This is a genomic window from Streptomyces sp. NPDC052052 (assembly GCF_040680455.1).
In the GTDB taxonomy this organism is placed as follows: domain Bacteria; phylum Actinomycetota; class Actinomycetes; order Streptomycetales; family Streptomycetaceae; genus Streptomyces.
In genome coordinates this window covers 38,831-62,637 of record NZ_JBFAWU010000019.1, presented here as the reverse complement: position 1 = coordinate 62,637, position 23,807 = coordinate 38,831, and the positions used below count along the sequence as shown (strand labels likewise).

General features: G+C 70.9%; 19 protein-coding genes. 9 read left to right on the top strand and 10 right to left on the bottom strand.

The genetic code is table 11. The features are described from left to right. The first annotated feature begins 27 nt into the window (after nt 1-27). The 4 genes from AB0L71_RS22685 to AB0L71_RS22670 all read left to right on the top strand — a co-directional run bounded on the left by AB0L71_RS22685 (nt 28) and on the right by AB0L71_RS22670 (nt 4,821). Nucleotides 28-645, top strand: coding sequence for a TetR/AcrR family transcriptional regulator (locus AB0L71_RS22685; protein ID WP_365245867.1), 618 nt, complete (start codon nt 28-30; stop codon nt 643-645). A gap of 246 nt (nt 646-891) precedes the next feature. After that, nucleotides 892-2,361, top strand: a complete 1,470-nt coding sequence (locus AB0L71_RS22680; protein WP_365245864.1) for a glycosyltransferase — start codon at nt 892-894, stop codon at nt 2,359-2,361. A gap of 64 nt (nt 2,362-2,425) precedes the next feature. Next, nucleotides 2,426-3,934, top strand: a complete 1,509-nt coding sequence (locus tag AB0L71_RS22675) for a DUF6056 family protein (protein WP_365245861.1) — start codon at nt 2,426-2,428, stop codon at nt 3,932-3,934. 107 nt (nt 3,935-4,041) lie between these two features. Continuing rightward, nucleotides 4,042-4,821, top strand: a complete 780-nt coding sequence (locus AB0L71_RS22670; protein ID WP_365245858.1) for a phosphatase — start codon at nt 4,042-4,044, stop codon at nt 4,819-4,821. Nucleotides 4,822-4,906: 85 nt separating this feature from the next. Here the strand turns inward: AB0L71_RS22670 and tesB are convergent, their stop codons facing one another. The 4 genes from tesB to AB0L71_RS22650 form a co-directional block, all read right to left on the bottom strand. Beyond that, nucleotides 4,907-5,782, bottom strand: a complete 876-nt coding sequence (gene tesB / locus AB0L71_RS22665; RefSeq protein ID WP_365245855.1) for an acyl-CoA thioesterase II — start codon at nt 5,780-5,782, stop codon at nt 4,907-4,909. Nucleotides 5,783-5,801: 19 nt separating this feature from the next. Beyond that, nucleotides 5,802-6,959, bottom strand: a complete 1,158-nt coding sequence (locus AB0L71_RS22660; protein WP_365245852.1) for an acyl-CoA dehydrogenase family protein — start codon at nt 6,957-6,959, stop codon at nt 5,802-5,804. A gap of 258 nt (nt 6,960-7,217) precedes the next feature. Further along, nucleotides 7,218-7,631, bottom strand: coding sequence for a peptidase inhibitor family I36 protein (locus tag AB0L71_RS22655; RefSeq protein WP_365245849.1), 414 nt, complete (start codon nt 7,629-7,631; stop codon nt 7,218-7,220). 206 nt (nt 7,632-7,837) lie between these two features. Further along, the gene (locus tag AB0L71_RS22650; RefSeq protein ID WP_365245846.1) at nt 7,838-9,364 is read right to left on the bottom strand and encodes a PucR family transcriptional regulator; all 1,527 of its coding nucleotides are present in this window, start codon (nt 9,362-9,364) and stop codon (nt 7,838-7,840) included. A gap of 177 nt (nt 9,365-9,541) precedes the next feature. On the opposite strand from AB0L71_RS22650, the gene speB reads away from it, so the two are divergent. Further along, a complete protein-coding gene (gene speB / locus AB0L71_RS22645; RefSeq protein ID WP_365245843.1) occupies nt 9,542-10,510 on the top strand; it encodes an agmatinase in 969 nt (322 codons plus the stop codon). A gap of 75 nt (nt 10,511-10,585) precedes the next feature. On the opposite strand, the gene AB0L71_RS22640 is transcribed toward speB, so the two are convergent. Next, complete coding sequence (locus AB0L71_RS22640) at nt 10,586-10,957, bottom strand: hypothetical protein (RefSeq protein WP_365245840.1); 372 nt, start codon at nt 10,955-10,957, stop codon at nt 10,586-10,588. A gap of 232 nt (nt 10,958-11,189) precedes the next feature. Between AB0L71_RS22640 and AB0L71_RS22635 the strand changes: the two genes are divergently transcribed. Continuing rightward, a complete protein-coding gene (locus tag AB0L71_RS22635) occupies nt 11,190-14,999 on the top strand; it encodes an ABC transporter ATP-binding protein (RefSeq protein WP_365245837.1) in 3,810 nt (1,269 codons plus the stop codon). A 34-nt stretch (nt 15,000-15,033) separates the two neighbouring features. On the opposite strand, the gene AB0L71_RS22630 is transcribed toward AB0L71_RS22635, so the two are convergent. Beyond that, entirely contained in the window at nt 15,034-15,537 is a 504-nt protein-coding gene (locus AB0L71_RS22630) for a hypothetical protein (RefSeq protein ID WP_365245834.1), read from the bottom strand. Nucleotides 15,538-15,769: 232 nt separating this feature from the next. On the opposite strand from AB0L71_RS22630, the gene AB0L71_RS22625 reads away from it, so the two are divergent. Both AB0L71_RS22625 and AB0L71_RS22620 read left to right on the top strand, forming a co-directional pair. Continuing rightward, entirely contained in the window at nt 15,770-16,141 is a 372-nt protein-coding gene (locus tag AB0L71_RS22625; protein WP_365246074.1) for a hypothetical protein, read from the top strand. A gap of 104 nt (nt 16,142-16,245) precedes the next feature. Continuing rightward, nucleotides 16,246-17,709: a S28 family serine protease gene (locus tag AB0L71_RS22620; RefSeq protein WP_365245831.1), complete on the top strand. Its 1,464-nt coding sequence runs from the start codon at nt 16,246-16,248 to the stop codon at nt 17,707-17,709. A gap of 69 nt (nt 17,710-17,778) precedes the next feature. On the opposite strand, the gene AB0L71_RS22615 is transcribed toward AB0L71_RS22620, so the two are convergent. Both AB0L71_RS22615 and AB0L71_RS22610 read right to left on the bottom strand, forming a co-directional pair. After that, on the bottom strand, nt 17,779-19,632 hold the full coding sequence (locus AB0L71_RS22615) for a glycoside hydrolase family 3 protein (protein WP_365245829.1): 1,854 nt from the start codon (nt 19,630-19,632) through the stop codon (nt 17,779-17,781). A 98-nt stretch (nt 19,633-19,730) separates the two neighbouring features. Next, nucleotides 19,731-20,705 carry a LysR substrate-binding domain-containing protein gene (locus tag AB0L71_RS22610; RefSeq protein ID WP_365245826.1) on the bottom strand — a complete coding sequence of 325 codons (975 nt, stop codon included), beginning with the start codon at nt 20,703-20,705 and terminating at the stop codon, nt 19,731-19,733. A 125-nt stretch (nt 20,706-20,830) separates the two neighbouring features. On the opposite strand from AB0L71_RS22610, the gene AB0L71_RS22605 reads away from it, so the two are divergent. Next, nucleotides 20,831-21,748 (top strand): EamA family transporter, encoded by a 918-nt coding sequence (locus tag AB0L71_RS22605; protein ID WP_365245823.1) that lies wholly within the window; start codon nt 20,831-20,833, stop codon nt 21,746-21,748. A 229-nt stretch (nt 21,749-21,977) separates the two neighbouring features. Here AB0L71_RS22605 and AB0L71_RS22600 read toward each other — a convergent pair whose 3' ends face one another. Together AB0L71_RS22600 and AB0L71_RS22595 are read right to left on the bottom strand one after the other, a co-directional pair. Beyond that, nucleotides 21,978-23,087 (bottom strand): adenylate/guanylate cyclase domain-containing protein, encoded by a 1,110-nt coding sequence (locus tag AB0L71_RS22600; protein WP_365245821.1) that lies wholly within the window; start codon nt 23,085-23,087, stop codon nt 21,978-21,980. Continuing rightward, the gene (locus AB0L71_RS22595; protein WP_365245818.1) at nt 23,084-23,533 is read right to left on the bottom strand and encodes a universal stress protein; all 450 of its coding nucleotides are present in this window, start codon (nt 23,531-23,533) and stop codon (nt 23,084-23,086) included. Before AB0L71_RS22595 ends, AB0L71_RS22600 begins: the two co-directional genes overlap by 4 nt. Between the last annotated feature and the right edge of the window lie 274 nt (nt 23,534-23,807).

Sequence of the window (23,807 nt, the reverse complement as noted above, 5' to 3'; positions counted from 1 at the left end):
TAACCCCCCTGTCTAGAATGAATCCTCATGAGCACCCATGCCGCCGCCCGCGTCGCGGCCCCCACCCGCCGCGAGCAGATCCTCAAGGAGGCCGCCCGCCTCTTTGCCGAGCGCGGCTTCCACGGCGTCGGCGTCGACGAGATAGGCGCCGCCGTCGGGATCAGTGGCCCCGGTCTGTACCGGCACTTCCCCGGCAAGGACGCGATGCTCGCCGAGCTGCTGGTCGGCATAAGCGAGCGCCTGCTGGCAGGCGGGCGGCTGCGCGTGTCGCAGGACGCGGCCCGTGGGGACGGCTCCCCGCAGGCCCTGCTCGACGCGCTCATCGAGGGCCACATCGACTTCGCCCTCGACGACCGTCCCCTGATCACCCTCCATGACCGCGAGCTGGACCGCCTCCGGGACACCGACCGTAAGCGGGTCCGGCAGCTCCAGCGGCAGTACGTCGAGGTGTGGGTCGAGGTGGTCCGCGAGCTGTACCCGGACCTGCCCGAGCACGAGGCCCGCGCGGCCGTCCACGCCGTCTTCGGGCTGCTGAACTCGACCCCGCACCTGGGCCGCCCCGGCGCGCAGCCGGATCGGGCGGACACCGCGGCGCTGCTGCACCGGCTGGCGCGCGGGGCGTTCGAGGCGGCGGCGCGCGCCTGAGGTGTCGCGTCGTGCCGCGCCTGCCCGGCGCGTCCAGGGGTGCGCTCGCGGGAGTGCCCATGAGTACATGCCTCATATCCGACCTGAAGCTGAGCATATGAATTCATGCGGGCGGAAAGAAGTGATTCCCTAAAATCCCCCCTCCTTTTCTCCCGCGAGCCTCTCGGTCGGAGTGTCGCGGTGACCCCCAGGCATATGGTTTGAGCGCCCGCTCCCACGCCTCATGGTGCCTGATGGGGAAATTAAATGAAAACATGTCAGGTGTCGATCGTTGTGCCCTGTTTCAACGAGGGCGAGGTGATCGATGCATTCCACCGCGCACTGATCTCCGTCCTCGAACCGATGCGGCGGACCTTCGAGATCTGTTATGTCGACGACGGCAGCAGCGACCGGACCCGGGCCCGGATCGGCTCCTTCGCCACCGCGGACCGACGGGTCCGCTACACCTCCTTCAGTCGCAACTTCGGCAAGGAGGCGGCCATGCTCGCGGGGCTGCGCATGTCCCGCGGCGACGCCGTCGTCCTCATGGACGCCGACCTGCAGCATCCGCCCGAACTGCTGCCCCGCATGCTGGAACTGCGGCAGCGCGGATACGACCAGGTCGTCGCGAGGCGGGACCGGACCGGAGAAGGGGTCCTGCGCGCCTTTCTCAGTGCCGCCTACTACCGGGCCATGGGCCGGTGCATGGAGGTCGAGGTCGTCGACGGCGAAGGCGACTTCAGGCTGCTGTCGCGCCATGCCGTGAACGCCGTGCTGTCACTTCCCGAGACCAACCGGTTCTCCAAGGGGATCTTCTCCTGGATCGGGTTCGACACCGCCAGCTTCACCTACCGGAACATCCAGCGTGCGGCGGGGAATTCGAAATGGGGCGGCAGGCGCCTGTTCAACTACGGGATCGACGGCCTGATCTCCTTCAACAGCCGCCCCCTGCGCCTGGCCATCCACGCCGGCCTCGCGCTCGCGCTGGCCGCGCTGGGATACGCCCTGTGGATCATCACCGGCGTCGTTCGGCACGGGGTCGCCGTCCCCGGCTACACCACACTGCTGACCGCCGTCGTGGCGCTCGGCGGCATCCAGCTCGCCACGCTCGGCGTCATCGGCGAATACGTGGGACGGATCTACTCCGAGTCGAAACGCCGCCCGCACTATGTGGTGCGCGAGACGAGCGAGTCCCCGAAGCCGGTCCCGGTCGACATCCCGGCAGGAGCGCGTCCGGGCCCGTCCGCCCCCGGATCCGGGAAGCCGCCGGTGCGGCGTACCGGATCGACCGCGCTCGGGGCGTCCAGATTCCGCACCATACGGCAGTTCATCGCTTTCGGAATGATCGGAATTGTCAATACGGCGGTATATCTGACCGTGTACGCGATGCTGAACGCCTGGATTCCCTATCTGGTCGCACACATCATCGGATACGTGGTCAGCTTCGTGGGATCGTTCCTGCTCAACTCCTATATCACCTGCCGCACGAAGCCGACCTGGCAGGCCTTCGTCCGGTTCCCCCTGTCGAGCGTCGTCAATCTCGTACTCACCGGAATTCTTCTCTATCTGGGCGTGAGCAGGCTGGGCATGGGCAAGAACATTGCCGCGGTGGCCGCGGGAATCCTCGCCATTCCCTTCTCGTTCCTGATCGCCCGCTGGGCCATCGACTCCGGTGCCGCACTGGCCCGGCAGAACGCCGGCCGGGCCGAGACCCCGGCCGGACCCACCCCACCGTGAACCCGCACCGCCTGACCCCCTTGGCGCGCAAGGCGCGAGCACCGTACGAAGGGCACCCGTGCACATGACCGCTGACACGTCGAAGAGGACCCAGCAGGACACCGAGGACTCTCCCCGGCCGGGAGCCCGTTCGGACCGGGCGCGGCGGTGGGCGGCGATCTGGACGACCGGCCTCGCCCTGCTGCCGCTCGCCCTGCTCGGTGCGGCCTTCTGGATCGGCCGCCTGGTCCGCCCGGGAGGCGACGACTGGTGCTTTCTCCCGGTCGTACGGGACCAAGGCGCCTCCGGGATGATCGGGAAGTTCTTCCTGCACGACAACGGACGCATCGCCAACGCGCTGCTCGTTGTCGCGTACGGATCCTTCGGCGTCCCGGGCCATCAATGGTTCGCTCTGGTCAGCGGGGTGCTCATGCTGGGCATTCTCTGGGCCCTGATCGTCTCCGTGCTCAAGCGGGCCGGGCTGACCGCGCCACGCGGGCTCGCGCTGCTGGTGGCCGCGACGGTGGCGGTGGTCTTCTTCTTCGCGACGCCCAACCCGTACAAGACCTTCTACTGGCCCGCATCCTCCGTCTCGCACACCGTCGCACCGGTGCTGGCCTGCGCCGCCGTGATCCCGCTGCTGCGCGCACGGACACGCTGGGGGCGCTCCTTGGCGCTGGGCGTCGCCTACCTGGGCGGGATCTTCATCGGCACCCTGTCGGAGGAGACATCGGTCGTCGCCTTCGTCATGCTCGCCGCCGTCCTGCTGATCAGCCGCTGGGCCCTTCCCGGGGCCGGCCGGACCCTCACGCGCATCTGGTGCCTGGTCGCCTTCGCCGGGGTCGCGGTCGGGACGGCCATCCTGTACCTGTCACCCGGCGCCCGTCACCGGCGTGCACGGTTCGGCGCCGACACCGCCTCCATGCTCGGCCCCAAGGCACTGGCCACCGCCCTGCGGGAGTTCGGGCACATCCTGGGGACGGTCTTCACCACCTGGCAGTACCTGGGAGCGGTCGCCGTCGGTGTACTGCTGGGCCTGCTGGTGCGCGAGGGCAGGAAGGGAACGGACGTGCCGGACGGGTCGCTGCGCCGCAGGCCGTTCCTCCCGGTCCTCATCGGATTCCTCGCCTTCCTGGTCTCCGGCTACCTCTGCGTCGTCGTCGCCTACCCCGCCTTCGGGGCGAGCGTGGGGACGGCATCGCGCATCTGGGGCGACTTCCTCCTGCTGTTCGTGCTGCTCCTGGTCGCCGTCGGCGCCCTGCTGGGACGGGCGCTGCGTACGAGCAGGTGGGGGATCCGTGCGGGGACGGCGGCGGTCGCCGCGACCGTGTGCGCCGTCGCCTGCGTCGGACTGGCGGTCCCGCTGTACCGACTGGGGCAGCAGATGGACGTGCGCGCCCAGCGCTGGGACCGGCAGGACCGGTGGCTGAGGGAACAGGTGGCGGGCGGCGCCCGAGTACTTCCGTACACACCGGTGTCGGTCAGCGGAATGGTGGAGCCGTTCGGCAACCACGGCAAGAGGCTGTGGCCCGGCCAGTGCGTCGCCCAGTACTACCACCTCGACAAGATCACGCACGGGACCAGGCTGCCCTGATCGGCAGGTGCGGCCGGCGCGCAAGGCGGCCGGCCCGACGGGCAACCGTCCCGTCCGCCGTGCAGGACACCCGGCACACTGCGCACACCGGACGGCACAATGGGCTCATGCCGATACCCAGCCGTGCCGCCCTCGTCGAGCACCTCGTCCGTACGCGCATCGCCGGAGACGTCGCCACACCCCGCGACAACAACCTCTCCCACTACCGCAAGCTCGCCAACGGCGACCGGCACTACTGGCTGGGGCTGGAGCTCGGGGACCGGTGGCGCGACGAGCAGGACGTGCTGGCCGTGATGGCGGAGCGCTGTGGGGTCAGCGACGACCCGGAGCACCGGTTCGGGCAGGACACCATCGACCCGGAGCTGACGGTCGACGCCCTGGAGCGGATGGCGGCACGGCTGCGGAAGGCGGCGGAGGGGGCGCAGCGGGTGCTGTTCGCGACCGGTCACCCGGGCGGACTCCTCGATGTGCACCGGCAGACCGCGCAGGCGATGCGGGCTGCCGGATGCGAGATCGTACGGATTCCCTCGGGGCTGGTGGCCGACGAGGGCATGGTGTTCCAGTTCGCGGACGTCGCGGTGCAGGAGCGCGGTGCGACGCTCTGGCACACGCACTCGCCCGCCCCGATGGCCGCGATCCTGGACGGACTGGAACGGGAGGGCCGGCCGCTGCCCGACCTGGTGGTCGCCGACCACGGGTGGGCGGGGTGCGCGGCGCAGCGCGGGCTGGACGCGGTGGGGTACGCGGACTGCAACGACCCGGCGCTGTTCCTCGGCGAGGCCGAGGGGACGCTCCAGGTGGCCGTACCGCTCGACGACCACGTGGTGGACCCGCGGTTCTACGACCCGCTGACGGACTACCTGCTGGACGCGGCGGGGCTGCTCTGAACCGGCCGTGCCGGACCGGCCGTGCTCGGCACGGCCGGTCCGCGAGGCCAGGGACCGCCCCGGTCCGCCGGACCGGGGCGGAGGGTCAGCCGAGGGGGACGCGGACCACGCCCTCCTGGATGACGGTGATCGCCAGCCGCCCGTCCTGGGTGTAGATGCGCGCCTGACCGAGCCCGCGCCCGCCGGACGCGGACGGCGACTCCTGGTCGTACAACAGCCACTCGTCGGCCCGGAAGGGGCGGTGGAACCACATCGCGTGGTCCAGGCTCGCGCCGACCACGTCGCCGACCGCCCAGCCCCCTCGCCCGTGGGCGAGAAGCACCGAGTCGAGCAGCGTCATGTCGGAGACGTACGTCGCCATGCAGACATGCAGCAACGGGTCGTCCGCGAGCTTGCCGTTGGTGCGGAACCACACCTGGGAACGGGGTTCACGCGGCACACCGACCGTGCCGAGGGGCGGGGCGTCCACGTACCGCAGGTCGACGGCGGCCCGTGCTTCGAGCAGCCGGTCCACCACCTCCGGACCGCTGAAGCGGTCCGCGTACCGGGACAGCATCTGCGCGGCCGTGGGCAGCGTCTCCGGGTCCGGGGCGGGCGGCATGGCCGCCTGGTGCTCCAGGCCCTCCTCGTACGTCTGGAACGAGGCCGAGAGATGGAAGATCGGCTGGCCGTGCTGGACGGCAACGACCCGGCGGGTGGTGAAGGACCGGCCGTCCCGGATGCGGTCGACGTTGTAGACGATCGGCGCGCCCGGGTCGCCCGCCCGCAGGAAGTAGGAGTGGAGGGAGTGGGGGGCCCGGTCCGCCGGTACGGTTCGGCCCGCGGCGACCAGGGCCTGGGCCGCGACCTGGCCGCCGAAGACACGAGGCACGAAGGCCGAACGGCTCGCACCCCGGAAGATGTCCTGCTCGATCCGCTCCAGGTCGAGCAGATCGAGCAGGGAGTCAAGTGCTGCGCTCATGAAGAGAACGTAGCCGTTCCTACAGGCCCATGGACTTGGCGATGATCGACTTCATCACCTCGCTGGTGCCGCCGTAGATGCGGTTGACCCGGTTGTCGGCGTAGAGGCGGGCGATCGGGTACTCGTTCATGTAGCCGTAGCCGCCGTGCAGCTGGAGGCAGCGGTCGATGACGCGGTGGGCGACCTCGGTGCAGAACAGCTTCGCGGAGGCGGCCTCGGCGGCGGTCAGTTCACCGGCGTCGTGGGCCTCGATGGCGCGGTCGCAGACGGCCTCGGCCGCGTCCACCTCGGCCTGGCAGGCGGCCAGCTCGAACTTGGAGTTCTGGAAGGACGCGACGGGCTTGCCGAAGACGGTGCGCTCCTGCACATAGCTCTGGGTGAACCGGATGGCCGCCTTGGCCTGGGCGTAGGCGCCGACGGCGATGCCGAGACGTTCCTGCGGCAGGTTCTGGCCGAGGTAGGAGAAGCCCTTGTTCTCCTCGCCGAGGAGGTCCTCCACCGGCACCTTGACGTCGACGAAGGCCAGCTCGGCGGTGTCGGAGGTACGCAGGCCCAGCTTGTCGAGCTTGCGGCCGACCGAGTAGCCCTCGGACGTGGTGTCGACGACGAGGAGGGAGATGCCGTGCCGCCGGTCGTCCGCCCTGGGCGCGTCCGTGCGGGCGCAGACGATGACCCGGTCGGCGTGGACGCCGCCGGTGATGAACGTCTTGGCGCCGTTGAGGACGTAGTGCGTGCCGTCCTCGGAGAGCTTGGCGGTGGTCTTCATGCCGGCCAGGTCCGAACCGGTGCCCGGCTCGGTCATGGCGATGGCGTACATCGTCCGGCCGCTCACGAAGTCCGGCAGCCAGCGCTTCTTCTGCTCCTCGGTGGCGTACGCCTTGATGTACGGCAGGCAGAGCAGGACATGCACACCGGAGCCGCCGAAGGTGACGCCTGCGCGGGCGCACTCCTCGGAGATGATCGCCTCGAACTTGAAGGACTCGATGCCGGCGCCGCCGTACTCCTCCGGCACCTCGATGCCGAATATGCCCAGCTCGGCGAGCTTGTAGTAGAAGTCGCGGGGCACCTGGCCCGCCGCGAACCACTCGTCGTAGACGGGGACGACCTCGGCTTCGATGAAGGCGCGGATGGTCTCCCGGAACGCCTCGTGGTCCTCGTTGAATACCGTACGGCGCACGGGGGTGCCTCCTTGGTCAGCAGCGGGCGGGTGTGCGGGTGAACTACGGCCAGGCTGTCTAAGCGCTTGCTCAGTTCTGGTCAAAAGTTACCCGGCGGTCACCGAGGCTGTCCAGGGTGATGCGTGACATGTCGGCGCGGGGCCGTGATCGCGGGTGCGTGGGCGCACGGGAGCCCTCCCCGGCGGCAGCGGGGAGGGCTCCCGCCATGTCCCCGTGCGGGGGCATGGGTCAACGGGCGCGGCTCGGCGGGGCCTGGGTCACTGGGGCTTGAAGGAGCGGATCTGGTAGTTCCCCTGAAGGTTGCCGCCGCCTCCGGCGGGGGTGGATCCGACCCGGGCGTGGTAGTTGGTCTGCGTGTAGTACTGCACGCGGTGCTTGGTCGAGTTCCACACGGAGCGGACGTTCTGGCCCCGCTGGATGAAGGAACAGTTGTCGGCGGTGTTCGCCCGCCTCGAGTCCGACCACTGGCAACGGGTCCCGCCCCCGTTCCAGTCGCTGTAGATGCAGAAGTACCCGGGGGTGCAGTTGTAGGAGGCGCGGGCGTTCTCGGTGGTGGAGAGCTGGGTGGCACTCCTCGCGGCGGCGTTCTCGGCGGCCCCGGCGGCGGGGCCGGCGCCGAGCCCCAGGGTCAGGGCGAGCGAGGTGGCGGCGAGTGCGGCGATGCGATGCATGAGGGAGCCCTTTCATTCCTCTCGGTGATGGATCGTGCACGCTTGGTGACATTCAGCGTGGCAGGGCTGTTACGGCAGAAGCCAGGGCGGGAGGAGGGGCGCCCGAAGCGTGTGCGGCGGCCCGGGGTGCGTCGGCGTGCACCGGCGTACACACCGACGTCGGCTGCCCGCCCCGCCGGGTGTCCGCCGTCACGGATGGGCGTCGCTCACTGCTGCCGCAGCGCGAACCACAGCTCCGTCCGTACATCCATGTCGTCCAGGTCCGCGTCCAGCAGCGCCGCGCAGCGGGCGATGCGCTGGCGGACCGTGTTGCGGTGGACCTGGAGGGCGGTTGCCGTGCGGTCCCAGCTGCCATGCAGGCTCAGCCAGCAGCGCAGGGTCTCGGCCAGGGTCTCGGTCAACGGGGCGAGGAGGGCGCGGGCGTGCGCCTCGGCCTGGTCGGGCGGGATCAGGCCGGCCAGCCCGCGGGTGCCGGCGCAGTGGCGGGCGAGCGGGGCGCGGGTGGCGACGGCGCGACCCAGGGCGCGGGCTGCCTGGCCGTCGGCGAGGTCCAGGGCGGCGAGGGGTGCCGGGGTGGAGGCGCCGAGCGTCCAGCCGGCCTGCGGGGTGACCGGATCGCCCCCGGGGACCAGCACCCTGACGGGCCCCCCGGCGCGGCCCGCGTCGATCAGTGCGGAGCCCAGGGCGGTGCCCAGCGCGCCGACGGTCAGCGGATCGAGCGGGCCGCCGCCGCTGCGGCGCGCGTGCACCACCGTCCACTCCTCGGCGCCGCCGAGCAGCGGGGCCACATCCTGAGGGCCCGCGCCCAGCAGCATCCGTACCAGGGCGGCGGACCGGCCCGCCGCGTCGGCGCCCTGGTGCGGGGTGGCCAGCAGGGAGAGCAGGACGACCGCGACCCCGGCGACGGTGTGGTCGCCCGCCGCGCGCCGGGCCGCCGCCAGCGCAAGCACCAGGCCCTGGCCGCCGCCCAGCGCGTACGCGGACAGGTGCGCGTCCCGCACCGCGTCGGTGGCGGACGTCGGGGCAGGGCGCGTCACCGAGGAGACCACCCGGGCGAGCCGGGCCAGCGCCGCATCGACATCGGGGTCCGGACGGCGACCCGCCGCGTGCAGCTCCTCGCCGTCCGCGGAGAGCAGCACCGCCCGGCCTCCCAGCTGGGCCGCCAACTGGTGCAGCACCGCGGGAACCGGGTCGGGCCGGGCCGCCGCCGTGGCCAGGGCCTGCTGGGCCCGGGTCACCCGGCGCAGCTCACGGTGCCGGGCCTCGGCCATCAGCCGCCACACCGCGCGGGCGATCGCCGTGAACGGGGTCTGGGGCGGCACCTCCAGCAGCGGCAGCCCGTGCCGGTCGCACGCCTCGACCAGGGCCTGCGGCACCGTGTCGAACACCGGCGTCACCCCGAAGCCGAGCGCCGCCGCACCCGCCTCCACCAGCCGGGCCACATACGCGTCCGGGTCCTTGAGCAGCACCCCGGCGCTCAGCAGCAGCTCGCCGCCGAGCAGATACGGGTACGGGTCGGCCATCTCCGAGGTGTGCACCCAGAGCAGCTCGGCCTCGGCCGGACCCGCGATCCGGCGCAGTCCCAGTTCCTCCCGGGCGAGCAGCTCGCCGAGCGGGATGGGTGGAGTGGGGGGAGTGGTTGGGGAGGACGGACTGGACGGGCCGGACGGGCCGGCAGGAGGCGATGAGCTGCCGCTGGGTGCCGGAGTGTGCCCGGCCCTGGCTTCCGGCATGGACGCTCCATCCATCGAAGGCTCCGATTATGGATGAAACGTACACTTCAGCCTCGCCTGTGGGCCACCTACCGTCGTCCTGATAGGCAACGTGCGCATCCGACCGGACCTGTGTCACCCGCACAGCGACAGGACCGGACCCGTGTCATCCGCACCGCAACAAGAAAGGCACCCGCCATGAGCAGTAACGAAACGCCGCGCGGTCCCGTCGACTCCTCCCGCGTACCGCGGTTCGCCGGGCCCGCGACGTTCGCCCGGCTGCCCCGCCTCGACGAGGTCGGCACCGCCGATGTCGCCGTCGTCGGCGTGCCCTTCGACACGGGTGTCTCCTATCGCCCCGGTGCCCGCTTCGGCGGCAACGCGATCCGGGAGGCCTCGCGCCTGCTGCGCCCGTACAACCCGGCGCAGGACGCCTCGCCGTTCGCCCTCGCACAGGTCGCCGACGCCGGCGACATCGCCGCCAACCCGTTCAACATCAACGAGGCCGTCGAGACGATCGAGGCCTCCGCCGGCGACCTCCTCGGTACTGGTGCCCGGCTGATGACGCTCGGCGGCGACCACACCATCGCGCTGCCGCTGCTGCGTGCGGTCGCGAAGAAGCACGGCCCGGTCGCCCTGCTCCACTTCGACGCCCACCTCGACACCTGGGACACCTACTTCGGCGCCGAGTACACCCACGGCACCCCGTTCCGCCGGGCCGTCGAGGAGGGCATCCTCGACACCTCCGCGCTCTCCCACGTCGGCACCCGCGGCCCGCTGTACGGCAAGCAGGACCTGGACGACGACGCGAAGATGGGCTTCGGCATCGTCACCTCGGCCGACGTCATGCGCCGCGGTGCCGACGAGGTCGCCGACCAGCTGCGTCAGCGGATCGGTGACCGTCCGCTGTACATCTCCGTCGACATCGACGTCCTGGACCCGGCGCACGCCCCCGGCACCGGCACCCCCGAGGCCGGCGGCCTGACCTCCCGCGAACTCCTGGAGATCATCCGCGGCCTGTCCTCCTGCAACCTGGTCTCCGCCGACCTGGTCGAGGTCGCCCCCGCGTACGACCACGCCGAGATCACCTCCGTCGCCGCCTCCCACACGGCGTACGAACTGACGACGATCATGACCCGTCAGATCGCCGCGGCCCGCACCAAGTGAGTCCGGCCCGCCCGTGTCCCCGGCAGCCGGGGACACGGGCGGAGCAGCGCCCGCGGTAGTCGGGGGCCGGGCGGATCAGCGCCCGCCGGCCTCCCGCACGAGTTTCTCGATGACGTCCAGCTGCGCCTGCCGGCCCTGGAGGAACTGCTTCTGCTGCTCCTCGGACAGCGAGGCCGGCAGATCCCGGGTCGAGGGCATCAGGTCCGGGATCTGCCGGAAGACCGCGCCCGCCGCGGCACCCCTGCCCCGCAGCCGTGCCCAGTACAGGGACTTGCCGGCCGTGTGCAGCGGCACGGTCATCTCCGTACGGGGCCGCTTCGCCGCCCGCTGCCGCGACTCCTCGCGTCCCAGCGCGCGGAACCCGATGTCACCCAGCCGCTGCAGCACCTCCAGGGCCGCGTACAGCTGCCCGCAGATATGCGCGTCGGTAGGCAGGTCGTCCGGCATGGTCCCTCCCCGTGTCCGTCGGCGGAGCCCCGTTCGAGCGGGGGAGCCGCTTCCGCGATCGCGGGCATCCCTACCCGGTCCGCCAGGCCCGGGAACACCGTACGTACACCGGTCGTAGGCAGGACGTCGCACACGCCTCCGACCAAGGACCGGTCTTCTGTGACGGCGGGATGAAATCCGCCGCCCGTCGCGTTGGTGCCTTGCGGCGGTCCAGGTCGAACAGGAGGCACCGGTGACGGAAGCAGGGGAGACACGGGGCGCGGCGCAGGCCCCGGGCTGGGCCCGTCGGCTGGGCGGCTACGCCTGGCGCTATCGGCGCAATGTGCTGCTGGCGCTCGGGTCCTCGCTCGCCGGGATGGCGGTGACGGCCCTCGTCCCGCTGATCACGAAGGTGATCATCGACGACGTCGTCGGCGATCGCACGCGGTCCCTCGCCGGCTGGACCGGGCTGCTCGTCGTCGCCGCCCTGCTGGTGTACGTGTCCACCTACATCCGCCGCTACTACGGCGGCCGGCTCGCCCTCGACGTCCAGCACGACCTGCGGACCGACATGTACGGGACGATCACCCGCCTCGACGGGAAGCGGCAGGACGAGCTGTCCACCGGGCAGGTCGTCGGGCGCGCCACCAGTGACCTCCAGCTGATCCAGGGCCTGCTGTTCATGCTCCCGATGACCATCGGGAACATCCTGCTCTTCCTCGTCTCCCTGGTGGTCATGGCGTGGCTCTCGCCGCTGCTCACCCTGGTCGCGATCGCCGTCGCCCCCGCCCTCTGGTTCATCGCCCGCCGCTCGCGGGCCCGTCTCTTCCCCGCCACCTGGTACGCCCAGGGCCAGGCCGCCGCCGTCGCCGGGGTCGTCGACGGGGCCGTCTCCGGGGTCCGGGTCGTCAAGGGGTTCGGGCAGGAGGAGCAGGAGACCGGCAAGCTCCGCGAGGTCGGGCGCAGGCTCTTCGCCGGACGGCTGCGGACGATCCGGCTGAACGCCCGCTACACCCCCGCCCTCCAGGCCGTCCCCGCGCTCGGCCAGGTCGCGATGCTGGCCCTCGGCGGCTGGCTCGCCACCCGGGGCGAGATCACCCTCGGTACCTTCGTCGCGTTCTCCACCTACCTCGCACAGCTCGTCGGCCCGGTCCGCATGCTCGCCATGGTCCTGACCGTCGGACAGCAGGCCCGGGCCGGCGTCGAGCGGGTACTCGAACTGATCGACACCGAGCCGTCCATGACAGACGGCACCAAGGAACTCCCGGCCGACGCCCCCGCGAGCGTGGAGTTCGACGACGTACGGTTCGGCTACACCGAGGACCGCCCCGTCCTCGACGGGTTCTCGCTGACCATCGAGCCCGGTGAGACCGTCGCCGTCGTCGGCGCCTCCGGCAGCGGGAAGTCCACCGTCTCCCTGCTGCTGCCCCGCTTCTACGACGTGTCCCACGGCGCCGTCCTGGTCGGCGGTCACGACGTCCGCGAACTCACCCAGCGGTCCCTGCGCGCCGCCATCGGCCTCGTACCGGAGGACAGCTTCCTGTTCTCCGACACCGTCCGCGCCAACATCGCGTACGGGCACCCCGACGCCACCCAGGAACAGATCGAGGAAGCCGCTCGGGCCGCCCAGGCCGACCGGTTCATCGCCCAGCTGCCCGACGGCTACGACACCAAGGTCGGCGAGCACGGCCTCACCCTCTCCGGCGGCCAGCGTCAGCGTGTCGCTCTCGCCCGCGCCATCCTCACCGATCCCCGGCTGCTCCTCCTCGACGACGCCACCTCCGCCGTCGACGCCCGCGTCGAGCACGAGATCCACGAGGCGCTGCGCCAGGTGATGGCCGGGCGGACGACCCTCCTGATCGCCCACCGCCGCTCCACCCTCGGCCTGGCCGACCGGATCGCCGTCCTGGAGGACGGCAGGCTCGCCGACATCGGCACGCACGAGGAACTGGAGCGCCGGTGCGCGCTCTACCGCCGACTGCTCACCGACCCGGACGAGCTGGGCGGCACCTCGCCCGGACACCAGGGGCCCAGCCACGCGACGGACCCCACGCCCGAGGACGACCGTGCGCTCCAGGAAGAACTCGACGCCGAGTTCGACGCCGAGCGAGGCATCAGTCCCCGCCTGTGGATCCGCAAGGAGGAGCCGCGCGACACCGGGGCTGCGGGCATGCCCGCGACACCCGAACTCCTCGCCCAGGTCGAGGCGCTGCCGCCGGCCACCGACACACCGGACATCGACGAGGCGCGGGCCGTCCGTGCCGAGGAGTCGTACGGGCTGCGCAGGCTGCTGCGCGGCTTCGGGCTGCCGCTGCTGGTGAGCCTGGCCCTGGTGGCGGTGGACGCGGGCGGTGGGCTGCTGCTGCCCATCCTGATCCGGCACGGCATCGACCAGGGTGTCACCCAGCTCGCACTCGGTGCCGTCTGGGCAGCGTCCGCACTGGCCCTGCTGGTCGTGCTGGTGCAGTGGGCGGCGCAGATCGGCGAGACCCGGATGACGGGCCGGACCGGCGAGCGGGTGCTGTACTCACTGCGGCTCAAGATCTTCGCGCAGCTCCAGCGGCTTGGTCTGGACTACTACGAACGCGAGCTGACCGGTCGGATCATGACCCGGATGACGACGGACGTGGACGCGTTGTCGACGTTCCTGCAGACCGGTCTGGTCACGGCCTTCGTCTCCGTCGTCACCTTCTTCGGCATCATGGCCGTGCTGCTGGTCCTGGACGTACAGCTGGCTCTGGTCGTCTTCGCGACGCTGCCGGTGCTGGTCATCGGCACGGTCTTCTTCCGCCGCGAGAGCGTCAAGGCGTACGAACTGGCCCGGGAACGCATCAGTGCCGTCAATGCCGACCTCCAGGAGTCCGTGTCCGGGCTGCGGATCGTGCAGGCGTTCCGCCGCGAGCACGACGGGGCGCACCGGTTCGCGGAGCGCAGCGACCACTACCGCACGGCCCGGGTCCGCGGTCAGTGGCTGATCTCGGTCTACTTCCCGTTCGTCCAGCTGCTGTCCTCGGTGGCCGCGGCCGCCGTCCTGATCGTCGGTGCGGGCCGGGTCGACCACGGCACGCTCACCGCCGGTGCCCTGGTCGCGTACCTCCTCTACATCGATCTGTTCTTCGCCCCGGTGCAGCAGCTCTCCCAGGTCTTCGACGGCTACCAGCAGGCCACCGTCTCCCTGGGGCGCATCCAGGAACTCCTGCGGGAGCCGACCTCCACCGACGCCCCGGACGAACCGGTGGACGTGCTGTCGCTGCGCGGCGAGATCGCCTTCGAGGACGTCACCTTCTCCTACGGCACAGGCACAGGCACAGGCACCGGCACCAGTTCCGGCTCCGCAGACGAGGCAGAGGAAGCCGAGGCGGCAGAGGAAGCACTCACCGGCGTCGACCTGCGCATCCCGGCCGGGCAGACGGTGGCGTTCGTCGGTGAGACCGGCGCCGGGAAGTCCACCCTCGTCAAGCTCGTCGCCCGGTTCTACGACCCGACGGGCGGCCGGGTCACGGCGGACGGCACCGATCTGCGCCACCTCGACCTCACGGCTTACCGGCACCGGCTCGGAGTCGTGCCGCAGGAGGCGTACCTCTTCGCCGGCACGGTCCGCGACGCCATCGCGTACGGGCGGCCCGGGGCCACCGACGCCGAGGTGGAGGCGGCGGCGCGGGCCGTCGGCGCCCACGACATGATCGCCACCCTGGACGGCGGCTATCTGCACGAGGTCGCCGAGCGGGGCCGCAACCTCTCGGCCGGTCAGCGCCAGCTGATCGCCCTGGCCCGCGCCGAACTCGTCGACCCGGACGTCCTGTTGCTCGACGAGGCGACCGCCTCCCTCGACCTGGCCAGCGAGGCCCTGGTCAACCAGGCGACCGACCGTCTCACCGGGCGCCGCACCACCCTGGTCGTGGCCCACCGGCTGACCACCGCCGCCCGCGCCGACCGGGTCGTGGTGATGGACCACGGCCGGGTCGTCGAGGACGGCACGCACGACGAACTCCTGGCCCGGGACGGGCACTACGCGGTGCTGTGGCGGACCTTCATAGGGGAGGACGAGCCCGCGGGGGTGTGAGCCCGGGGCCACCGGTCCGGCCGGTTCAGTCGGTTCACCCGCTGATGCCGGAGATCCGGCCGGTCCGCAGGTCCGACTGCACGGTCAGGTAGGTGTACCTGGGGTGCTTGCCGTTGCTCCAGGTGAGCCGCACCTTCGACCAGGTGTGGCCGGCGCCGCTGTCGCCCGGGGTGACCCGGAAGGCGAGCGGGGTGTTCTGGGCGCGGAGCACCCCGTCCGCGTGGTTCCGCCGCTCCCAGGCGTCGAGCTGGGTGCGCAGGTGGGGCGTCAGATAGAAGGTCCTCAGGGCGGTGGCGAGCCCGCCGCCGCCCCGGGCGGTGACGGCGTCGACGTAGGCCCCGTAGAAGTGGGCGACCCGCTGGTGGGCCGGGACGCCGACGGCATGGCCTGTCGCAGCCGCAGGGACGATCGCCGGCGCCCGGGTGGCCGCCGCGGCGGCCGGGACCGCGGCGAGAGCGGTCAGCACCGTGGTGGCGAGCAGGGTCCGGCCGACGGCGCGCAGGCCTCGGGGGCGCTGTGCGTGACGGAGTCGGGGCATGGCAGTTCCTGCCTTTCGTGCGGTTCTGTCCTGGTGGGGTCATGGTGTGGCGAACTGATGGCCCGTGAGCCGGAGCACGCCGGGTGCAACCTCCGGATGGCCTCCTGCGTCGTACGCATGTACGGGGAGGTGGCGATGGGTGGCGTGCGTGTTCGATCGGGTGAGGGGGCTGCGGGTGATCAGAGGGACCGGAAAGGCCGGAGTGATCGACCGGGGCGGCCGGGCGTATCGGATGCTTGCGCGTCTGATCGTTCTGCCGCTGGTGGCCGCTGCCGGTCTGGTGCTCGGCGGCACCACGGCGAACAGCGCCGATGCCGCGACCCCCTGCGCCGGGCGCCCCGGGAAGACGGTCCCGTTCAGGACCGGTGAACTGCGTCTCTTCCGGAGCCGCTCCTACGCCTGCGCGGTCGCGGTCGCGAAGCACCCGGGCCCGCGCCGCAGGATGTCCGTGACGATCCAGGCCCGCGGCGGCAGTCCGGTCGTCGACAGCGGCCGGTACACCCGTCGGGCCGGCCCCGTGACGGTCCATGCGCTGAACCGGTGCGTCCGGGCCTCGGCCACGATCTCGGGGCGTTCCGCCTCCACGGGCTGGGTTCTCTGCTGACGGCGGCGGTTGCCGACAGGGGCTGGCGGCCGGGGTGTCTCCCCGCTAGGTTCACGAAATCTGTTGTGAATCAAGCCACGTTCCACGAGTCAAGGGGAGGGTGCATGCGCAAGGTGTTCAGAGGGGTGCTGTCGCTCGCGATGCTCACCGGTGTGGTGAGCGCGACGGGCGCCTCGGCCGAGGCGGCCACCACCGCGGAACCGACAGCCCTTCAAAGCGCTGTCGACAGCGGCACGAGCACGGACATCAAGGACCGCATCCTGGCCATCCCGGGGATGAGCCTCATCGAGGAGAAGCCGTACGCGGGTTACCGCTACTTCGTCCTCGAGTACACCCAGCCGATCGATCACCGGCACCCGTCCCAGGGCACCTTCCAGCAGCGCATCACCTTGCTGCACAAGGACACGTCCCGCCCGACGGTCTTCTACACCAGCGGCTACAACGTCTCCACGAACCCCAGCCGCTCCGAGCCGACCCAGATCGTCGACGGCAACCAGGTCTCCCTGGAGTACCGGTTCTTCACGCCGTCCCGCCCGGAGCCCGCCGACTGGTCCAAGCTCGACATCTGGCAGGCCGCCAGCGACCAGCACCGGGTGTTCACCGCGCTGAAGCAGATCTACACCGAGAACTGGCTGGCCACCGGCGGCTCCAAGGGCGGCATGACCGCCACGTACTTCGAGCGCTTCTACCCGCGGGACATGGACGGCGTCGTCGCGTACGTCGCGCCCAACGACGTGGTCAACAAGGAGGACTCGGCGTACGACCGCTTCTTCGAGAACGTCGGCACCCAGGAGTGCCGGGACAGGCTGAACGGTGTGCAGCGCGAAGCACTGATACGCCGCGAGCCGCTGGAGAAGCAGTACCAGGAGTACGCCGCCGAGAACGGCTACACCTTCGACACCGTCGGCTCGCTCGACAAGGCGTACGAAGCCGTGGTGATGGACTACGTCTGGGCGTTCTGGCAGTACAGCCTGCTGTCCGACTGCGACACCATCCCGGCCGATGCCACCCACGCGACCGACCAGGCGATATGGGACTCGATCGACGAGATCTCCGGCTTCTCCGCCTACGCCGACCAGGGCCTGGAGCGGTACACCCCGTACTACTACCAGGCGGGCACCCAGCTCGGTTCGCCGGACATCAAGCAGCCCTGGCTCGGCAATCTGAGCCGGTACGGGTACCAGCCGCCGCGCACCTTCGTGCCGCGCTCCATCCCGATGAAGTTCCAGCCGTCGGCGATGCGCGACGTCGACACCTGGGTGAAGCAGAACGCCCATCAGATGCTGTACGTGTACGGGGAGAACGACCCGTGGGGCGCCGAGCGCTTCCGGCTCGGGGCGGGCGCCCGTGACAGCTACGTCATGACCGTGGCGGGCGGCAACCACGGCTCCAAGGTGGCTGGGCTCGACGCGGACGACAAGGCGACGGCCACCGCCGCCATCCTGCGCTGGGCGGGCGTGGCCCCGGCCGCCGTGCAGGAGGACCCGACGAAGGCGAAGGCGCTCGCGAAGTTCGACGCCCGGCTCGACAAGCAGGACGTGAAGAACGAGCGCAGGCTGCGGCCGTAGCCGCACCTCGGACAGAGGGAAGGGGCTGTGCGGCTCGGCCGCACAGCCCCTTCCCGGGTTACCGGATCTCTAGTACGTCAGCCCGTAACCGACCGGGTGCAGCACCTGCGTCGGATCGTCCGCGCGCTGCACCGGCACCGGCAGCTTGCCCCTCGGTTCGGCGCGTCCCGCGATCACGCGGGCGGCGGCCCGCAGTTCGACATCGGTCCAGGAGTACGTGGCCAGGTTCGCCGCATATCCGGTCCCCTCCAGCCGGGCGATGTCGTACGGGTTGCGGATCGCGACCGTGATCACCGGGATGCCGGTCGCCGCGAGGGCGCTCACGAGGGTGCGCTGCGAGCTGGTCGCCGAGACGTTGTACGTCCCCACGATCACCGCGTCCTTGCCCTGCGCGGCCGCCACCGCCTCGTCGATCTTCGCCTTCGAGGGGGCGGTTCCGGTGGACAGCGCCGTTGCCGCGTAGCCGAGTTCACCGAAAGCGGTCGCCAGCGTGGTGGTCGGCGGGCCGGTGGTGCCGGACGGGGAGGCCGGATCGGCGCCGACCACGAGGAGGTTCTTGTGGGAGAGGCGGGAGAGCGGCAGCACCGCGCCCTCGTTGGCGAGCAGGGTGGTGGTGCGCTCGGCGATCCGGTCGGCGGCCTCGAGGTGCGGCTTCGTCCCGACGGTACGGTCCACACCCTCGTGGGTGACGAACGGGTCGTCGAACAGCCCGAGCTTCGTCTTCAGCCGCAGGATGCGCAGGATCGATTCCTCGATCCTGGCCTCGCTGAGCTCGCCGCTCTTCACGGCCTCCAGAACGGCGTTCCAGGAGACGGCGAGGTTCGGCGGGTTGAGCAGCTGGTCGACGCCGGCCTGGAGCGCGAGAACCGGGACCCGCTCGTCGCCGTACTTGGTGCGGACGCCCTCCATGCCGAGCGAGTCGGTCACCACGACACCGTCGTAGCCGAGCTCCTCGCGCAGGATGCCGGTGAGGATCGGACGGGACAGCGTCGCCGGGTCCTCGGACGGGTCCAGCGCCGGGACCACGATGTGCGCGGTCATGATCGAGTCGATGCCCGCCGCGATCGCGGCCCGGAACGGCGGCGCGTCCAGCTCTGCCCACTGCTCCCGGGTGTGGTTGATGACCGGGAGGCCGGTGTGGCTGTCGGTGCTGGTGTCGCCGTGGCCCGGGAAGTGCTTGGACGTGGCGGCTACTCCGCCGCGCTGATAGCCCTTCACCTGCGCGGCGACCATCCCGGCCACGGACTGCGGGTCGGAGCCGAAGGAGCGTACGCCGATCACCGGGTTGGCCGGGTTGACGTTGACGTCGGCGTCCGGGGCGTAGTTCTGCTTGATGCCGATCGCGGCCAGCTCGGCGCCCGCGATCTGCCCCGCCCGGCGGGCGTCGGACCGGGAACCGCCCGCGCCCAGCGCCATCGCGCCCGGCATCAGGGTGGCGGGCTCGCCGACGCGGCAGACGATGCCGTGCTCCTGGTCGGTGGCGATGAGGACCGGCAGCGGGGTCGGGCCGGCGAGACCCGCGCTCTGGATGCCGTTGGAGAGGTCGGCGATCTGGTGCGGGTCACGGGTGTTGTGCGCCCAGGCGAAGTAGATGATCCCGCCGACGTGGTACTTGGCGATCAGCTCGGCCGCCGTACGGACCCCGATCTCGGAGAGGTTGGCGTCGATGTCGGCCTGGTCGGGCTCGGTGGCGGAGTGCCCGTACACCCGCATCACGAAGAGCTGCCCGACCTTCTCCTCCAGGCTCATCCGGGAGATGAGCCGCTTGAGGCGTGCGGTGGTGGCGGCTGAGCCGTAGCTTCCGCCGCTCGCGGACGTCGGCGCGGCGACGGCACCAGGGGCGAGAACTCCACCTGTGACAGCGACTGCGGCGGTTGCGGCGGTAGCAGTGAGGAGGGTGCGTCTGGAGGGGCGGTGGTGCACGTGAGCTCCTTCGGCCGTACTCAGGGACGAGGTGATGGTGGAAGAAGAGCGTGAAAGAAACTTCCAGGGATCACGGATATCCAGAAAATAACTTCCGGTCAAGTGTTCGGACCGTTTTGAGCCCTCCCGGTGTCGGAGCGGGCGCGGTCGAATCCGGGCAGCCCCTGCTCCAGCCCCACCGTGGCCCCGTGGGCCTGGAGCGCCGACACCGCCGCCGTGATCGCGGGGCGCCGGGCCGCCTCCGTGCGCCACAGTGCGTACAACCGGCGCACCGGTACGGGATCGAGCCGCACCGCCACCACGCCCGCCGGCAGTGGCCCCCGCCCCAGCCGTGGGATCAACGCCACCCCGAGACCGGCGGCGAGCAAGGCCAGTTGGGTGTGGTTCTCCTCCGCCTGATGGCGGATGTCCGGCGCGTAGCCCGCCGCGCGCAGCGTCCGTACGAGCCAGTCGTGGCAGACCGTCCCCGGCGGCTGGCAGATCCACCGTTCCTTCGCCAACTCCTCGCGTCGCACCGCCTTCCGCCCGGCGAGCCGGTGGCCCTCGGGCACCAGAAGATCGCACCGGTCGTCACCGATCACCGCCTGTGCCACGCCCTCCGGGGCGGGCAGCGGGGCGATGTCCCAGTCGTGCGCGACCGCCAGGTCGATCACCCCCTTGGCCACCAGGTCGACCGAGATATGCGGATCGACCTCGGTCAGCCGGACGTCCAGGGCGGGATGGTCCCGGTTCAGCCCGGCCAGCACGTCGGGCAGCAGCCCGCGCGCCGCGGAGGCGAACGCGCCGATCGAGAGCCGCCCCGTCGGCAGTCCTCTGCGCTCCTCCAGCACCGTCTCGGCGCGCTCCACGAGCGCCAGCAACTGCTCGGCCGTATCGGCCAGATGAAGCGCCTCCTCGGTCAACGCGACACCTCGCCCGCGACGTTCGAGGAGCGTCGTACCGGTCTCCCGCTCCAGCTTGCTGATCTGCTGCGAGACCGCCGACGGGGTGTAGCCGAGCGCGGCGGCGGCCGCCGCGACGGAGCCGTGGACGGAGACGGCGTGCAGCGCGCGCAGTCGGGACAGATCGAGCATCGGAACCTCCCTGGAACAGGGCCTTCCGATGGATTGACCCCCTCACGATTCATCAGCAACGCTCAATTCCACCATGAAGAAATCCGCGCTGGTGCTAAATGGTCGAAGCGGGTGATCCTCGGTGCATGCGTCCTCCCCACATCGCCCTGGCCGTCCTGGTGACTGCCGTCTGGGGCGTCAATTTCGTCGTCATCGAGGTCGGCCTCGGGCACTTCCCACCGCTGCTCTTCTCCGCCCTGCGCTTCCTGGTCGCCGCGCTGCCCGCGGTCTTCCTCGTCGGCCGGCCCAAGGTCGCGTGGAAGTGGATCGTGGGGGTCGGACTCGCCCTCGGAGTGGCGAAGTTCGGACTGCTCTTCATCGGCATGGACCGCGGAATGCCGGCCGGCCTCTCCTCCCTCGTGCTCCAGGTCCAGGCGGTCTTCACGGCCCTCTTCGCGGCACTCGCGCTGGGCGAACGCCCCGGCAGGACCAGGGTGCTGGGGATGCTCATCGCCCTCGTGGGCATCGCCGTGGCCGCGGTCGACGAGGGCGCCGGCGGTCCGGTCCTCGCCTTCTGTCTGGTGATCGCGGCGGCGGCCTGCTGGGGCGTGTCCAACGTGCTGACGCGCAAGGCGGCGCCACCGGACTCCCTCAACTTCATGGTCTGGGTCTCGACCGTGCCTGTGCTCCCGCTGCTCGGCCTCTCCCTCCTCTTCGAGGGCTGGGACCGCGACGCCGACGCACTGGCGGCGCTCGACTGGAGCGGTGCCGGGATCATCGCCTACGTCGCCTGGGTCACCACCGTCTTCGGCTTCGGGGCCTGGGGGTTCCTGCTGCGGCATCACCCGGCTTCGTCGGTGGCCCCGTTCACGCTGCTCGTCCCGGTCTTCGGGATGTCCTCGGCCGCGCTGCTGCTGGACGAGTCGGTGAGCCCGCTGCGGTGGTGCGCGGCGGCGCTCTTGGTCGGCGGGGTGGCGCTGACGTCCCTGGCGGGCACGCGCCGGGCGGACGGAGGATCGGATGTGCTGGATGGGTATCGGTCCCGGGCCTCGGAACACGCCTGATGAGAGCCTTTTCACCGACAAAAGTAAAGAGATCGTCAAGACATGCAACCCTGTCATGTTCTGGCGGGTCGTATCTGGCGTCGGGTGCTTCCGGGGAGGGGTCCGGGGGGAATGGGGAGCCCTGACGGGGGGAAACGGGGGAAAGCGAGGGGGTCCGGTCTTGTGGCCGGACCCCGTTTGCTTTGTGTGGGCGCATGGACCCTGCCGGCCCGGGTTGCCGGCGGCACGCCTACCGCCTCGCAGCCGCCTCATGGGTGCGATGCGACCGCAGCAGCACGGGTCGCAGCCTGCTGTATCCGCGTACCGACACCGGGCGGAGTCCCTTGAGTTCGTATGCCGCCAGGCCGGCCAGTTCACCGGCCAGCGCGGTGTTCACCAGCACGGTGCCGGGGCGGGCCACCGCGGTGAGCCGGGCCGCGACGTTCACCGTTGCCCCGTACACGTCTCCGAAGCGGCTGAGGACGGCGCCATGGGCCAGCCCGGTCCGCACCCGCGGCAGGCTCTGTTCCGCCCTGGCCCGGGCGGTGAGCTCCAGGGCGATGTCAGCAGCCGCGGACGCCGACTCGCAGACGAACAGCACCTCGTCGCCGATGGTCTTCACCACCCGGCCCCGGCCTTCGGCGACCACATCACCGGTGAGGCCCTCGAACCGGTTGAGCACCTGCACGAGTTCGCCGTTGTCCAGTCCACGGGTCATTCGCGTGTAGCCGACCATGTCGGTGAACCCCACCGCCAGGTCACGGACGTCGGCACCCTCCCGAGGCAGCGTCGGCCCGCCAACCGCTACAACTCCGGGCCCGCCGTGCCCCTGCCCCGCTCCGACAACGACATGGTCCTCCGCCTCGGCGAGCGCGCGTCCGGCATACGCCGCAAGATGCCGACGCCACACATGCCTCTGCATCAGCTCCATCTCCGGCAGCAGTTCCACGGCGCGATCCATCAACTCCCGGCCGTCCAGAGGGAGTCCCGATTCGCGATTCACCCAGGACCAGAGGGTGTGCACCTGCCATTCGGCGAGCCGGGACAGATGATGCCCCAGCGCGCGGGCCATCAGCGTCTCGGTCTCCTCGGTGATGAGCCCCGCCTCGATGAGCCGTTCACCCGCGCGCAGCGCGTCGACATCGGCGTCGGTGAAGACCTTCGCGTCGTCGTCGACCGCCGGAAACCCGAGCGCATGCCAGATCTGAACGGTGCGCTCGGGCTCCACCCCGGCCCGTTCGGCGATGTCCCGCTTCGTCCAGATGCGGCCGCCGCCGAGCAGTACCTCCTCGATGATCCGTCGCAGATCCTCGACGCCGGACGGGGCTACTGGTTCCTCCGCTGCGTCTGCCGCACTCATGTGGTGTGCACGATCAGAACATCGAGCCCTGCCTTTCTGGCAATGTCCGCGGGGACGGAGCCGAGGATGCGCCCGGCCAGCGAGCGCAGGCCCCGGTTCCCGACGACCACGAGATCGGCCGAGCACTCTCGCGCGACCCGTACGAGTGCGGCGACCGGCTCGTCCTCCACCGCGACCGACCGCACCTTCATCGCGCCCTGCGCGCGGGCCCGGTCCGTGGCGATACGCAGGGTGTGCTCAGCGGGCGCCGAGCCCACCACCTGATACGCCTCGGCGCCCAGTTGGTCCTGCGCCTGCGCGAGTTCGTGCCCGCGCATCGGCATGTACGCGCAGGCGATCACGAGTTCGGCCTCGCAGACGGCGGCCAGCCGGGCCGCCCTGTCGACCGCTGCTAACGACGACTCCGAGCCGTCCGTGCCGACCATGACGGTCTGATAGGCGGTCAAGTCAAGCTCCTTACTTGGAAGTAAACTTACTCCCAAGTAAAATAAGGGTGGTCGGTCTACCGGGCAAGGGGCAGGAGGTGTGACGGTGAGCTCGACCGCCCGTACGCGAATGCGCCCCTCAACCCGGTGTCTGTGTCTACGGGTTGAGGGGCGCAGAGTGATTCCGGCGGGACTGGCTCAGTCGTTGAGGTGGCCGTCCTTGATCGCGGCGACGAACGAGGACCAGTCGTCGGCAGAGAAGACGAGCGCCGGGGGAACCGGACGTCGAGGACCA

Coding starts and splice junctions, on each gene's coding strand:
- AB0L71_RS22685 (WP_365245867.1), top strand. CDS start 28: ATGAGCACCCATGCCGCCGCCCGCGTCGCGGCCCCCACCCGCCGCGAG.
- AB0L71_RS22680 (WP_365245864.1), top strand. CDS start 892: ATGAAAACATGTCAGGTGTCGATCGTTGTGCCCTGTTTCAACGAGGGC.
- AB0L71_RS22675 (WP_365245861.1), top strand. CDS start 2,426: ATGACCGCTGACACGTCGAAGAGGACCCAGCAGGACACCGAGGACTCT.
- AB0L71_RS22670 (WP_365245858.1), top strand. CDS start 4,042: ATGCCGATACCCAGCCGTGCCGCCCTCGTCGAGCACCTCGTCCGTACG.
- tesB (WP_365245855.1), bottom strand. CDS start 5,782: ATGAGCGCAGCACTTGACTCCCTGCTCGATCTGCTCGACCTGGAGCGG.
- AB0L71_RS22655 (WP_365245849.1), bottom strand. CDS start 7,631: ATGCATCGCATCGCCGCACTCGCCGCCACCTCGCTCGCCCTGACCCTG.
- AB0L71_RS22650 (WP_365245846.1), bottom strand. CDS start 9,364: ATGCCGGAAGCCAGGGCCGGGCACACTCCGGCACCCAGCGGCAGCTCA.
- speB (WP_365245843.1), top strand. CDS start 9,542: ATGAGCAGTAACGAAACGCCGCGCGGTCCCGTCGACTCCTCCCGCGTA.
- AB0L71_RS22640 (WP_365245840.1), bottom strand. CDS start 10,957: ATGCCGGACGACCTGCCTACCGACGCGCATATCTGCGGGCAGCTGTAC.
- AB0L71_RS22630 (WP_365245834.1), bottom strand. CDS start 15,537: ATGCCCCGACTCCGTCACGCACAGCGCCCCCGAGGCCTGCGCGCCGTC.
- AB0L71_RS22625 (WP_365246074.1), top strand. CDS start 15,770: ATGCTTGCGCGTCTGATCGTTCTGCCGCTGGTGGCCGCTGCCGGTCTG.
- AB0L71_RS22620 (WP_365245831.1), top strand. CDS start 16,246: ATGCGCAAGGTGTTCAGAGGGGTGCTGTCGCTCGCGATGCTCACCGGT.
- AB0L71_RS22610 (WP_365245826.1), bottom strand. CDS start 20,705: ATGCTCGATCTGTCCCGACTGCGCGCGCTGCACGCCGTCTCCGTCCAC.
- AB0L71_RS22605 (WP_365245823.1), top strand. CDS start 20,831: ATGCGTCCTCCCCACATCGCCCTGGCCGTCCTGGTGACTGCCGTCTGG.
- AB0L71_RS22600 (WP_365245821.1), bottom strand. CDS start 23,087: ATGAGTGCGGCAGACGCAGCGGAGGAACCAGTAGCCCCGTCCGGCGTC.